The 13,517-nt window shown below is 70.3% G+C and carries 11 protein-coding genes; 6 read left to right on the top strand and 5 right to left on the bottom strand.

The genetic code is table 11. The annotated features are described in order from the left end of the window. The first annotated feature begins 49 nt into the window (after positions 1-49). The gene (locus tag LRD69_RS07130) at positions 50-1,195 is read left to right on the top strand and encodes a DivIVA domain-containing protein (RefSeq protein ID WP_277325709.1); all 1,146 of its coding nucleotides are present in this window, start codon (positions 50-52) and stop codon (positions 1,193-1,195) included. Positions 1,196-1,556: 361 nt separating this feature from the next. Here the strand turns inward: LRD69_RS07130 and ileS are convergent, their stop codons facing one another. Then, a complete protein-coding gene (gene ileS, locus LRD69_RS07125; protein ID WP_277325708.1) occupies positions 1,557-4,706 on the bottom strand; it encodes an isoleucine--tRNA ligase in 3,150 nt (1,049 codons plus the stop codon). Between the two features lie 538 nt (positions 4,707-5,244). Here ileS and LRD69_RS07120 point away from each other — a divergent pair. The 5 genes from LRD69_RS07120 to LRD69_RS07100 all read left to right on the top strand — a co-directional run bounded on the left by LRD69_RS07120 (position 5,245) and on the right by LRD69_RS07100 (position 8,825). Beyond that, positions 5,245-6,039: a TraR/DksA C4-type zinc finger protein gene (locus LRD69_RS07120; protein ID WP_277325707.1), complete on the top strand. Its 795-nt coding sequence runs from the start codon at positions 5,245-5,247 to the stop codon at positions 6,037-6,039. A 58-nt stretch (positions 6,040-6,097) separates the two neighbouring features. Further along, entirely contained in the window at positions 6,098-6,685 is a 588-nt protein-coding gene (lspA, locus tag LRD69_RS07115; protein ID WP_277325706.1) for a signal peptidase II, read from the top strand. Positions 6,686-6,708: 23 nt separating this feature from the next. Beyond that, a complete protein-coding gene (locus LRD69_RS07110; protein WP_277325705.1) occupies positions 6,709-7,650 on the top strand; it encodes an RluA family pseudouridine synthase in 942 nt (313 codons plus the stop codon). After that, a complete protein-coding gene (locus LRD69_RS07105; RefSeq protein WP_277325704.1) occupies positions 7,647-8,126 on the top strand; it encodes a GNAT family N-acetyltransferase in 480 nt (159 codons plus the stop codon). The genes LRD69_RS07110 and LRD69_RS07105 overlap by 4 nt, the downstream gene beginning before the upstream one ends. Positions 8,127-8,246: 120 nt before the next feature. Beyond that, positions 8,247-8,825, top strand: coding sequence for a dienelactone hydrolase family protein (locus LRD69_RS07100; protein WP_277325703.1), 579 nt, complete (start codon positions 8,247-8,249; stop codon positions 8,823-8,825). A gap of 60 nt (positions 8,826-8,885) precedes the next feature. On the opposite strand, the gene LRD69_RS07095 is transcribed toward LRD69_RS07100, so the two are convergent. The 4 genes from LRD69_RS07095 to LRD69_RS07080 form a co-directional block, all read right to left on the bottom strand. Continuing rightward, positions 8,886-9,875, bottom strand: a complete 990-nt coding sequence (locus LRD69_RS07095) for a zinc metalloprotease (RefSeq protein WP_277325701.1) — start codon at positions 9,873-9,875, stop codon at positions 8,886-8,888. A 286-nt stretch (positions 9,876-10,161) separates the two neighbouring features. Next, positions 10,162-11,823, bottom strand: coding sequence for an alkaline phosphatase D family protein (locus LRD69_RS07090; protein WP_277325700.1), 1,662 nt, complete (start codon positions 11,821-11,823; stop codon positions 10,162-10,164). Positions 11,824-11,908: 85 nt separating this feature from the next. Then, positions 11,909-12,724 carry a DsbA family protein gene (locus LRD69_RS07085; protein ID WP_277325699.1) on the bottom strand — a complete coding sequence of 272 codons (816 nt, stop codon included), beginning with the start codon at positions 12,722-12,724 and terminating at the stop codon, positions 11,909-11,911. 50 nt (positions 12,725-12,774) lie between these two features. Next, the gene (locus LRD69_RS07080) at positions 12,775-13,506 is read right to left on the bottom strand and encodes a hypothetical protein (protein ID WP_277325698.1); all 732 of its coding nucleotides are present in this window, start codon (positions 13,504-13,506) and stop codon (positions 12,775-12,777) included. Positions 13,507-13,517: the final 11 nt, after the last annotated feature.

Raw genomic sequence — 13,517 nt, 5'->3', positions numbered from 1 at the left:
GCGATACGGTCTTGCCGACTGCCGACGACTACGTAGAGGTGAAGAAGAGATGCCGCTGACCCCCGAGGACGTGCGGAACAAGCAGTTCACGACCGTCCGTCTCCGAGAAGGCTATGACGAGGACGAGGTCGATGCCTTCCTGGACGAGGTCGAGTCCGAGCTGACCCGCCTGCTCCGTGAGAACGAGGACCTGCGCGCCAAGCTGGCAGCCGCCACGCGTGCCGCCGCGCAGAACCAGCAGCAGGGCATGCGGAAGCCGGAGCAGCAGGACCGGCCCGGGGCACCTGTGCCCGCCGCCATATCGGGTCCGCCGGTCCAGCAGCAGCCCCCGCAGATGGGTCCGCCCCAGCTGCCCGGTGGTGCTCCGCAGCTGCCAGCCGGTCCCAGCGGTCACGGCCCCCAGGGTCAGCACGGCCCGGGCCAGCACGGTCCCGGTCAGCACGGTCCGGGTCAGCATGGCCCCATGCAGGGCGGTCCCATGGGTGGCCCCATGGGCGGTCCCATGGGCCACGCGCCGCAGATGCAGCAGATGCAGCAGATGCAGCCGCCGCAGATGCAGCAGCCCCAGGCACCCGGTGGCGACAGCGCCGCCCGTGTCCTCTCGCTCGCGCAGCAGACCGCCGACCAGGCGATCGCGGAGGCCCGTTCCGAGGCCAACAAGATCGTCGGCGAGGCACGCAGCCGCGCCGAGGGTCTGGAGCGTGACGCGCGTGCCAAGGCGGACGCGCTGGAGCGGGACGCGCAGGAGAAGCACCGCGTGGCGATGGGCTCGCTGGAGTCGGCCCGCGCGACGCTGGAGCGCAAGGTCGAGGACCTGCGTGGCTTCGAGCGCGAGTACCGGACCAGGCTGAAGTCCTACCTGGAGAGCCAGCTGCGTCAGCTGGAGACCCAGGCGGACGACTCGCTGGCCCCGCCGCGGACCCCGGCGGCTGCTTCGCTGCCGCCGTCGCCTTCGCTGGCTCCGGCCGGTGCGGGCGCCATGGGCCACACCATGGGCGGTAACCACGGTGGTCACGGTGGCCCGCAGATGGGTGGCAACCCGGGCATGGGCGCTGGACCGTCGTACGGTGGCCAGCAGCAGATGTCGCCGGCCATGACGCAGCCGATGGCACCGGTGCGGCCGCAGGCGCCGCAGCCGATGCAGCAGGCGCCGTCGCCGATGCGTGGCTTTCTGATCGACGAGGACGACAACTGATCGGGGTGCGCGCGATCTGCGCGTAGCCGTCGGCAGGCTGAGGGCCGGGCCCCGGGGATTTCCCCGGGGCCCGGCCCTTTTGCCGTGGGCGGGGCGGGGACGGCGGCCGTGTGCGGTGGGGTGGGGCGCCTGCGGCGGGCTCGTCCCCCGCGCCGTCCCTTCCCGCAACCGGGGCGCTGCCCCCGGACCCCGCTCCTCTCTCGCCGGAAGGGCTTGGGCGGCGGTGTCGCGGGTGCTGCCCGCGGATACCTGCTCCGCAGCGGCGGAGGGCCGCGAACGCGGCGTCGGCGGCGCCTGGGGTGGCGGGGGAACACGCCGAGGGCCCGGCCGGAATGCTCCGGCCGGGCCCTCGGGACAGGTGTTACTGCTCCGTCTTGCGGAGGCGGAACGTCAGCGACAGGCCGTCGTCCGTGAACGGCTCGCCGTACGAGCCGTCCGCCTCGCCCTGCGCATAGTCCACAGCCAGGACCTCGTCCGCGATCAGCGGTGCGTGCTCGGTCAGCGCCTCCGCCGTCGCCGGCGCCGTGGACGTCCAGCGGACGGCGATGCGGTCGGCCACGTCCAGGCCGCTGTTCTTGCGGGCCTCCTGGATCAGCCTGATCGCGTCACGGGCCAGCCCCGCACGGCGCAGCTCCGGGGTGATCTCCAGGTCCAGCGCGACCGTCGCGCCGGAGTCGGACGCCACCGACCAGCCCTCGCGCGGCGTCTCGGTGATGATCACCTCGTCGGGGGAGAGGGTGACCGTCTCGCCGTCCACCTCCACCGACGCCGTGCCCTCACGCAGGGCCAGGGACAGGGCCGCCGCGTCGGCGTTCGCCACCGCCTTCGCGACCGCCTGGACGCCCTTGCCGAACCGCTTGCCCAGCGCCCGGAAGTTCGCCTTCGCCGTCGTGTCGACCAGCGAGCCGCCGACCTCCGAGAGCGAGGCCAGCGAGGAGACGTTCAGTTCCTCCGTGATCTGGGCGTGCAGGTCGGGGGAGAGCGTGTCGAAGCCCGACGCCGCGACCAGGGCCCGGGACAGCGGCTGGCGCGTCTTGACGCCCGACTCGGCGCGCGTCGCGCGGCCGAGCTCGACCAGACGGCGGACCAGCGCCATCTGGGTGGAGAGCGCCGGGTCGATGGCCGTGAGGTCCGCCTTCGGCCAGGTGGAGAGGTGGACCGACTCAGGGGCGTCCGCGGTGACCGGGACGACCAGGTCCTGCCAGACCCGCTCCGTGAGGAACGGGGTCAGCGGGGCCATCAGCCGGGTGACCGTCTCCACGACCTCGTGCAGGGTCCGCAGCGCCGCCTTGTCGCCCTGCCAGAAGCGGCGGCGGGAGCGGCGTACGTACCAGTTGGACAGGTCGTCCACGAACGCGGAGAGCAGCTTGCCGGCGCGCTGGGTGTCGTAACTCTCCAGCGCCTGTGTGACCTGGTCCACCAGCGCGTTCAGCTCGCTGAGCAGCCAGCGGTCCAAGACCGTGCGGTCCGCCGGGGCCGGGTCGGCCTCGGACGGCGCCCAGTTCGACGTACGGGCGTACAGGGCCTGGAAGGCGACCGTGTTCCAGTACGTGAGGAGGGTCTTGCGCACGACCTCCTGGATCGTGCCGTGGCCCACGCGCCGGGCCGCCCACGGGGAGCCGCCGGCCGCCATGAACCAGCGGACCGCGTCGGCGCCGTGCTGATCCATCAGTGGGATCGGCTGGAGGATGTTGCCCAGGTGCTTGGACATCTTCCGGCCGTCCTCGGCGAGGATGTGGCCCAGGCAGACCACGTTCTCGTACGACGACTTGTCGAAGACCAGCGTGCCGACGGCCATCAGCGTGTAGAACCAGCCGCGGGTCTGGTCGATCGCCTCGGAGATGAACTGCGCCGGGTAGCGGCTCTCGAACAGCTCCTTGTTCTTGTACGGGTAGCCCCACTGTGCGAACGGCATCGACCCCGAGTCGTACCAGGCGTCGATGACCTCCGGGACGCGGTACGCCTCCAGCTGGCAGTTCTCGTGCGTGCAGGTGAACGTGATCGCGTCGATGAACGGACGGTGCGGGTCCAGGTCCGACTGGTCGGCGCCGGTGAGGTCGGTGAGCTCGGCGCGCGAGCCCACGCAGGTGAGGTGGTTGTCCTCGCAGCGCCAGATCGGCAGCGGGGTGCCCCAGTAACGGTTCCGGGACAGCGCCCAGTCGACGTTGTTGTTCAGCCAGTCACCGAAGCGGCCGTTCTTGACCGAGTCCGGGAACCAGTTGGTCTTCTCGTTCTCTTGGAGGAGCCGGTCCTTGATGGCGGTCGTACGGATGTACCAGGACGGCTGCGCGTAGTACAGCAGCGCCGTGTGGCAGCGCCAGCAGTGCGGGTAGCTGTGCTCGTACGGGACGTGGCGGAAGAGCCTGCCGCGGGCGGCCAGGTCCTCGGTGAGCGCCTCGTCGGCCTTCTTGAAGAAGACGCCGCCGACGAGCGGCAGCTTCTCCTCGAAGGTGCCGTCGGGGCGGACCGGGTTCACGACCGGCAGACCGTACGCGCGGCAGACCTTGAGGTCGTCCTCACCGAACGCGGGGGACTGGTGGACCAGACCCGTACCGTCCTCGGTCGTCACGTACTCGGCGTTGACGACGTAGTGCGCCGGGGCCGGGAAGTCGACCAGGGCGAAGGGGCGCTCGTACTCCCAGCGCTCCATCTCGCGGCCGGTGAAGGACTGGCCGGTGAGCTCCCAGCCCTCGCCGAGCGACTTCTCCACGAGGGGCTGGGCGACGACGAGCTTCTCCTCGCCGTCGGTCGCGACGACGTACGTGACGTCGGGGTGCGCGGCGACGGCGGTGTTGGAGACCAGCGTCCAGGGGGTCGTCGTCCAGACCAGCAGTGCGGCCTCGCCGGCCAGCGGGCCGGAGGTGAGCGGGAAGCGTACGAAGACCGAGGGGTCGACGACCGTCTCGTATCCCTGCGCCAGCTCGTGGTCCGAGAGGCCGGTGCCGCAGCGCGGACACCACGGGGCGACGCGGTGGTCCTGGACCAGCAGGTCCTTGTTGAAGATCTCCTTCAGGGACCACCAGACGGAGTCCACGTACGACGGGTCCATCGTGCGGTACGCGTCGTCCAGGTCGACCCAGTAGCCCATCCGGGTCGTGAGCTCGGCGAACGCGTCGGTGTGACGGGTCACGGACTCGCGGCACTTGGCGTTGAACTCGGCGATGCCGTACGCCTCGATGTCCTTCTTGCCGTTGAAGCCCAGCTCCTTCTCGACCGCGAGCTCGACCGGCAGCCCGTGGCAGTCCCAGCCGGCCTTGCGGCCGACGTGGTAGCCCTGCATGGTGCGGAAGCGGGGGAAGACGTCCTTGAAGACACGGGCCTCGATGTGGTGGGCACCGGGCATGCCGTTGGCGGTCGGCGGGCCCTCGTAGAAGACCCACTCGGGGCGGCCCTCGGACTGTTCGAGGCTCTTGGCGAAGACCTTGCTCTCGCGCCAGAAGTCGAGCACGGCGTGCTCCAGCGCGGGCAGGTCGACCTGGGCGGGTACCTGGCGGTACTGCGGCGATGTCATGGGCAGGAATCCTCCGGCGGACGTTTTCCACTTCCGTCGGAGGGACGAGAACCGAGCCGGCTCCCGCGGTACCACCCTCCTTGGCCGCGGGTGTGCGCCCGTGGCCCCCTCATTGGGGTCGCGATGCCGGTTCTACTTGCCTTGCGGCGTTCTTCCGACGGCTCCGGGTGATTTTCACGACGCGCTCGCCCCCGGGCTCTCACCGTCCCCGGGTCGCTCCTGGCTGCGTACGACGCTACTCGTCCCATCCACGCCTCTCGCTGGGGCCAGTGTACGGGCCCGTACGGGCGGCGGCCGACCGGTTTATCCAGCGGCTGCGGGCATGACCCGAATGGCCAGACGGGGCGCGCGGAGTCCCGGCGGGCGCCGGGAGGCGGATTACGGGGCGGGGAGCTGGGCACAACGGATTCAGGCGCGTGGTGATCCGGCATGGGGAGGGGCGATTCGGCGGCGTGCCCCGTTGCCGCGGGGCTGGGGTCGATTTATCGTCCCAGCACGATTCGCGTGCAAGATCACAATATGTGAAGGGGCCGCGGCCATGGTGGCGAAGAAGACCGCCGTAAAGAAAACGGCGTCAGCGAGATCCACGGGCGCGGCGGCCGAGGAGACGACCGGAGAGGCGGGCCCGGAGACCGCCGCGGAGCCCGGCCCGGAGAAGGCCGCGGCGAAGCGGACGGCGGCGAAGAAGGCCACGGTGAAGAAGACTGTGGCGAAGAAGACCGCGACCGGCAAAGCCCCGGCCAAGAAGGCCACGGCGAAGAAGAGCGCGGTCAAGAAGGCTTCGAAGAAGGCCGCTGCGGCGGCCACGGGGGCGGCCGAGGCCGCCGAGCAGACAGGAGCCCACACGGTGGTAGCCAAGAAGAGCGCAGCCCGGACCCGCACGGCCGCCCAGGACACGGCGCCGGTGCCGCCCGCCCGGGCTGCCGCGACAGCGCCGGGGGAACTGGCCGTACGGCCCGGTGAGGACCCCTGGACGCCGGAGGAGGTCGCGGAGGCCCGGGCCGAGCTGACCAGCGAGATCATGCGGCTGCGCAGCGAACTGGAGGCCTCGGGGGTCGCGCTCGCCGGCCTGATGAGGGACTCCGGCAACGGGGCGGGTGACGACGAGGCCGACACCGGCACGAAGAACATCACCCGCGAGCACGAGATGGCGCTCGCCGCCAATGCCACGGAGATGCTGGAACAGACCGAGCGGGCGCTGGCCAGGCTCGACGCGGGGACGTACGGACTGTGTGAGATCTGCGGCAAGCCGATCGGCAAGGCGCGGATGCAGGCCTTCCCCCGCGCCACGCTCTGTGTCGAGGACAAACAGAAGCAGGAGCGCCGCGGCTGATCCATGCAGGTGTGTCGTACCCTCGTCATCGGTCAGGAACCTAGGTTGAGGGACTCACGTGGCAGAGGCGGAGCGCATCATCAGTACGCCGGACATCCCTGAAGCCGAGGGGGCCGAGGGCAAGAGCGAGGACACGGTCACCGGCGAGGTCCGGGGCAAGGGCAAACGGAAGATCGTGGTGCTCTTCGCCGTGGCCGTCTTCGCCTATCTGCTCGACCTGATCAGCAAGATGATCGTGGTCGCGAAGCTGGAGCACCACGAGCCCATCGACATCCTCGGTGACTGGCTCCGGTTCGACGCGATCCGGAACGCGGGCGCCGCCTTCGGCATCGGTGAGGCGTTCACGGTGATCTTCACGGTTATCGCCGCGACGGTGATCGTCGTCATCGCCCGGCTGGCACGCAAGCTCTACAGCCTGCCGTGGGCCATCGCGCTCGGTCTGCTGCTCGGCGGTGCGCTCGGCAACCTCACCGACCGGATCTTCCGCTCGCCCGGCATCTTCAAGGGCGCGGTCGTGGACTTCATCGCCCCCGCCCACTTCGCCGTCTTCAACCTCGCGGACTCCGCCATCGTCTGCGGCGGCATTCTGATCGTGATCCTTTCCTTCAGGGGCCTGGACCCCGACGGCACCGTGCACAAGGACTAGCAGGGGCAAGGCATACTCGACTGGTGAGTACGTATCCCGAGGTCCGAACCCTGCCCGTACCCGACGGTCTGGAGGGCGAGCGTGTCGACGCCGCCATCTCCCGGATGTTCGGGTTCTCCCGCACCAAGGCCGCCGAGCTGGCCGTCGCCGGAAAGGTGCAGGTGGACGGCGCGGTGGTCGGGAAGTCCGAGCGGGTGCAGGGCGGCGCCTGGCTGGAAGTGGAGATGCCGCAGGCACCCGCTCCCGTGCAGATCGTCGCCGAGCCCGTCGAGGGCATGGAGATCGTGCACGACGACGACGACATCGTCGTGATCGTCAAGCCGGTCGGAGTGGCCGCCCACCCGAGCCCCGGCTGGACCGGCACCACCGTCATCGGCGGTCTCGCCGCGGCCGGGTACCGGATCTCGACGTCGGGCGCCGCCGAGCGCCAGGGCATCGTGCACCGTCTCGACGTCGGCACCTCCGGCCTGATGGTCGTCGCCAAGTCCGAGCGGGCCTACACACTGCTGAAGGCCCAGTTCCGCGACCGGGTCGTCGAGAAGAAGTACCACGCGCTGGTCCAGGGCCACCCGGACCCGATGAGCGGCACCATCGACGCCCCCATCGGGCGCCACCCCAACCTCGACTACAAGTGGGCCGTCACGGCCGAGGGCAAGCCCTCCGTGACGCACTACGACCTCATCGAGGCCTACCGGGCGGCCAGCCTCCTCGACATCAAGCTGGAGACGGGCCGCACCCACCAGATCCGGGTGCACATGTCCGCCCACCGTCACCCCTGCGTCGGCGACCTGACGTACGGCGCCGACCCGACGATGGCCAGGCGCCTCAAGCTCACGAGACAGTGGCTGCACGCGGTCCGGCTCGGCTTCGAGCACCCGTCGGACGGCAGCTGGGTGGAGTTCACCAGCAGTTACCCGGACGACCTCCAGCACGCACTGGACACGATCGCGGCGGAGAGCGAATGACCACCGGCACCCGGACCCCGTACACCACCCGCACAGCCGTCGACGAGAGCGACCGCGCGGCCTGCTTCCAGGTCCGCAAGGAGGTCTTCGTCGGCGAGCAGAACGTGCCCGAGGAGATCGAGTACGACGCCTACGACGCGGACGCGGTGCATGTCATCGCCGTCGCGGCGGACGGCTCGACGCTCGGCACGGGACGGCTTCTGCACGGCGCGGGGGTGGCCGCCAAGACCGGTGGCGACCTCACCGTCGGCTCGCTCGGCCGGCTCGCGGTGACCAAGCGGGCACGCGGCCTCGGAGTCGGCGTGGCGCTGGTGCGGGCCATCGAGGACGCGGCCCGAGAGCTGGGGCTCGCCGTCGTGGACCTGCACGCACAGACCCATGCGCTCGGCTTCTACGAGCGGCTCGGGTACGTGGCGTACGGCCCCGAATTCCCGGACGCGGGAATCGCCCACCGGGCGATGCGCCGGAGCCTCTGACCGACTGCGCCGCACCAGCGGGGCGGCACCCCCCGGTGCGCCTGCAGCGGCCGGGCAGGGAGCCTGCGCCGACGACGGGACCGCCCGCCGTTCTGCGTGCTGTCGCGCACAACTGGCACCATGGCTCCCATGGACATCATGCTTTTCCACTCGACGTACGGCCTGCGCCCCGCGGTGCACGCCGCCGCCGCCCGGCTGCGCGCCGCCGGGCACGAGGTGCACGTGCCCGACCTCTTCGGCGGGCGCACGTTCGACACCGTCGAGGAGGGCATGGCCTTCAAGGACGAGGTGGGCAAGGACGAACTGCTCAGGCGCGCCGTGCTGGCCGCCGCACCGTACTCCGAGCGCGGCCTGGTCTACGCGGGCTTCTCCTTCGGCGCGTCCACCGCCCAGACCCTGGCACTCGGCGACAAGAAGGCGCGCGGACTGCTGCTCTTCCACGGCACGTCGGACATCGCGGAGAACGCATCGGTCGAGGAGCTGCCCGTACAGCTGCACGTCGCCGACCCGGATCCGTTCGAGACGCACGACTGGCTGAACTCCTGGTATCTGCAGATGCAGCGGACCGGTGCCGATGTCGAGGTCTACCGGTACCCCGGCGCCGGTCACCTCTTCACGGACCCGGAACTGCCGGACTTCGACGCGGCGTCGGCCGACCTGACCTGGAAGGTCTCGCTCGGCTTCCTCGCCACCCTGTAGATGTGCGGAGGGCTCCGCAACCGGGAGGGTATGCGGAGCCCTGTCGCACGGGGACCGTGATCAGGCGCGGTACGCGGTCCAGCTGTCGCTCATCCGCTGCACCTGGCCCGCGGTGAACTGGTACATGCAGGAGTCGTACGTGTAATCCATGAAGTTGTGGATCGGGTCGACCCCGGTCTTGTTGGGGCAGGTGTCGCGTCCGGTCGGGCACTCGAACGCGGCGCTCTTCTCGGCGGGCGTGTCGGCGACGTAGTCGCCGTTGCCGTTACAGCCGCCCTGGAAGGTGTGGTACAGCCCCATCCAGTGGCCGACCTCGTGGGTGGCGGTGTCGCCCTCGTCGTAGTTGGTGGCCGAGCCGCCCGGCAGCGAGGCGTCGAGGATCACCACGCCGTCCATGCTCGGGTTGGAGGCGTACGAGCTGGGGAAGGTCGCCCAGCCGAGCAGCCCGCCGCCCAGGTTGGCGGTGTAGACGTTGAGCGCGTTCTTGCCGCCCTTGCGCAGTGCCGTCTTCATCGCCTTCTCGGCGGCCGAGCCCGAGGAGAGGTTGTACCAGGACGCGTTGTCCGTGTAGTCGGTGCCGGCCAGCGAGAACTGGAAGCCGGTGGCGGTGTTTCCGGTGCCCTGGCCGCTGTAGGCCGCGTTCAGCACGTTCATCTGGCTGCTGATGTCGCCGGCCGTGAGGTTGCCGGCGGCGCCGGAGTGGATGACGTGGAAGTAGACCGGGATGGTCGCTCCGGCAGCCAGTGTGGAGCCGCTGAGCCTGCGGTCCGCGAGTCTCTCCTTGAGCTGCGTGTCCATGGCCTTGGCCTGGGTCGTGGTGAGTTCGTTGGGATCAGCGGCGTGCTCGGTGCCCGAGGGCCGGGCCTGGCGCGCGGTGGCGTCGGTGCTCGCGCACTTCTCGGCCGAGGCGGCGGCGGAGGCGGTGGACACCTTGGCGGCGGCCGAGCCGGAGGGTGCGGCGAGCGGCGCCAGGGCCAGGGTTCCGGCCAGGACGACGGTGCCGATCGCCCGGTTACGTAGGCGCGGCGATATGCGGGCAAGAGTGTGCACAGGTACTCCTCGCGGATGTGTGGGGGAGGTATTTCCTCACCCGCCCGCCGGGAGATTACGTGCGCATGTCATATGTTCGCGAGAATCGATCGAGCCCAATCAATCGCGGGGCAAACCGGGGAAACGGGAAGAAATATTTCTGCGGGCTCCGGAGTTTGAGACGCGGACGTAACGTCGCGCGTCGTCCCGGCGGGTGGTGTGTCCCCATTGGGGCCGGGGAACACACCACCCGGCGTAGCGATGTAATGCGCCGTCAACATATGCCGTCGTGGCTGGAATTCGATGCTCAGCGCACCGGGCGGTCCACCCGCTCGACCTTCTGGGTCCCGCTGAGCGTCCGGTACGAACGCGTCCAGGCGGCGGTGGCGTCCTGCCTCGTCTTGTCGGAGACGACGTAGTAGTCCATCTGCGAGCGCTCGGCGGTCACATCGAGGACGCCGTAGCCGTGCGAGTCCATGTCCACCCACTTCACATGGCGGTTGGCGGCCTTGACCGCCGCCGCGGCAAGCACGGAGACCGTCTGCGGCGCGACATGGAGGATGTCGTCGAGGTTGTCCGACGTCACCGACGTCACCACGAACTCCGTGGCGGCCGACGCCGAGAGCGGATACGTCGCGGCCTTCACCGGCACGTCGTTGGCCCACGCCATGTGGATGTCGCCGGTCAGGAAGACCGTGTTGGTGATCGACCGGTCCCGCAGATGCGCGATCAGTTCCTTGCGGTCGTCCGTGTACCCGTCCCACTGGTCGACATTGACGGCGAGCCCCTCCGTGGGCAGCCCCAGCAAGCCGGCCAGCGGCTCCAGCAGATGAGCAGGCAGGGAACCGAACGCGACCGGCGAGATCATCACCGATGTGCCGACCAGCTTCCAGGTGGCGTCCGAACCGGCCAGGCCCGACTTCAGCCAGTCCAGCTGCGCCCGGCCGGTGATCGTGCGGTCCGGGTCGTCGACCGAACCGTTGCCGACCGTCGACTGCTGGGAGCGGAAGGTGCGCAGATCGAGGAGGTGGAGATCGGCCAGGTTGCCGAAGCGCAGCCGCCGGTAGACGGTGCCCTCGGTGGAGGCGCGGACCGGCATCCACTCGAAGTACGCCTGCTTGGCGCCGGCCGCCCGGTCGGCCCAGGAGCCCTCGGTGCCCGGCGTGTGATTCTCGGCCCCGCCCGACCATGCGTCGTTGGCGAACTCGTGGTCGTCCCAGATCGCGATCAGCGGGTGCGTGGCGTGCAGGGTCTGCAGATCGGCGTCCGTCTTGTAGTGGCCGTGCCGGGTCCGGTAGTCGGCCAGGGTGAGGATCTCGTTCCTGGGCTCGTGCGGCCGTACGACGTACTTCGCGTCCGGGTAACTGCCCGACGCGTACTCATATATGTAGTCACCGAGGTGGAGGACCGCGTCGAGATCGGCGCGGCCGGCGAGATGGCGGTACGGGGAGAAGTAGCCGGACTCCCAGTTGGCGCACGACACCACCCCGAAGCGCACTCCCGGGGTGGCCGCGCCGGCCGCCGGAGCCGTACGGGTGCGGCCGGCCGGGGACCGTACCGCCGCACCGTCGCCCGCCGAGAAGCGGAACCAGTACGCGGTCGCCGGGGCCAGTCCCCGGACGTCGGCCTTGACGGTGTGGTCGGACGAGGCCCTCGCGACGGTGGAGCCCTGGGTGACGATCCGGGTGAACTCCTTGTCCTCGGCGACCTCCCACCGCACCGTCGTGTCGGCGCCGCGGCCGGAGCCGGGCACCGCGTCGGGGGTGGGGGTGACGCGGGTCCACAGGAGGATGCCGTCGGGCAGCGGGTCGCCGGAGGCGACGCCGTGCAGAAAGGCGGGCCCGGCGGCGGCGCGGGCGCCGGTGGCGGCGCCGAGCACGGGGGCCGCGACGGCGGTGGCGGCAGCGGCCTTCACCAGGGTGCGGCGGCTGGGGGCGGAAAGGGACGGAGAAAGGTGTCGACTGGTCACGGAGCAGCACCCTACTGACCAGTAAGGCGAACGGGCAGGCGAACAAAGGAAGTTCGCCTGCCCGTCGGGAATCCGCTGCCCGGAATTAGCCCTTCAGCGCCTTGGTGATCGCGGTGCTGAAGTCGGCGACGGTCATCGGGGCGTTGTCGCTGCCCCCACCGGTGACCGTCTTGCCGTCCATCTTCAGCGTCGGGGTGCCCTGGACGCCGCTCTTGTCGAACGTCTCGGACATCTTCATGGCCCAGTTGTCGTACGTGCCGTCGTTGACGTCCTTCTGGAAGGCCTTGTTGTCCTTCAGCGCGTCCACCGTGTTCGCGACCTCGATGAGGTACGAGTCCTTGGCGAACTTGTCGTCGGTCTCCTCCGGGTGGTACTTCGCGGAGTAGAGCGCGTACTTGTAGTCGAGGAACGCCTGGGGGCTGACGTTCAGCGCCGCACCCAGGGCGCTCAGCGCGTTCTTGGAGCCCTCGCCGCTGTCGCTGTTGTCGATGAACGTCGCACCGATGTACTTGACCTTGTACTTGCCGGCGTCGACGTCCTTGTGGACGGTCTCGCCGACGGTCTGCTCGAACTGGGCGCAGATCGGGCAGCGCGAGTCCTCGTAGAGTTCGAGGGTCTTCTTCGCGCTCGACTTGCCGACGACGACGGTCGTGCCGTTGGTGCCCGACGTGTTCTTCGGCGCGGTGACGTTCTTCGCGTCCGCCGCCGCCTCCCAGTGGCCGGGCTTGTTCAGCTGCATCACGCCGTAGCTGGCGACGCCGGCCACCGCCAGCACGCCGACCACCGAGACGGCGACGACGACCTGCTTGCGGACCTTGTCCTTCTTGGCCTGGCGCTCGCGTTCGGCGCGCAGCCGCTCGCGGGCGGCTGCCTTGTTGGCCTGGCTGTTGCGCTTGCTCATGGCTGATTCTCCGTGGGGTATGTGGTGTACATCGTCAGGGACGTGCGTGCTCAGGCGGTGGCGCAGGCCGAGCGCGGCGGTCCCCTCCGTCCCACGGAGTGCACGAGGAGACGGGCGTGCGCGACCAGGTGCGGGCCGGACGGGGCGGGCCGGGTGGCGCGGCGCACGCAGGTGCGAGCCGTGCCCACGACGGCGGCCGCGATCAGCAGCGGCCGGAACGCCGTGGCGGCGGCCGCCCGCAGCAGACCCGCGAGCGCGGACTCGCCGTGCCGCAGCCACGCCGCGGCCAGCAGCCCGACCGTCACATGGGCGGCCAGCAGCAGCCACGGCACCGCGGGGCCCGGGGAGGCCAGCAGAGCGGCAGCGCCGTGCCCGCCGCCGGTCACCGAGGCCAGCGGAGTGCCCACCGTGCCGACGTGGCCGAGCCGCGCTGCCGCGGCTCCGACGTCGCCGCCGCCGCACAGGACGTCGACCCCCACCGAACGCAGCGGGCCTGCGATCGGGCCGCCCGCAGCGCCGTAGCAGAGGTGCTGGCCGGTGGTGAAGACGGTGTCGGCGGCCAGCTCCAACGGCACCAGCAGCCCGGCGATCGCACCGAAGCCGCGCTCCCGGCCGGCCAGCGCGTACGCCACGGCGAAGACGAGACCGGCCAGTGCACCGACCACCGTCAGAGGCAGCGGGACCCGGGAGAGCAGCACATGGGACGCAGCCGAGAGCGTCACGACGAGCGCTGTGAAAAGCGCCGCGCGAACGACTCTGAGCTGCGTCCCTGATATGTCCATCGCCCGAGAGT

It is taken from the genome of Streptomyces sp. JH14, from assembly GCF_029428675.1.
Classification (GTDB): Bacteria; Actinomycetota; Actinomycetes; order Streptomycetales; family Streptomycetaceae; genus Streptomyces.
Note: the sequence above shows the minus strand (reverse complement) of the source record. Positions and strands in the feature narration are given on the sequence as shown.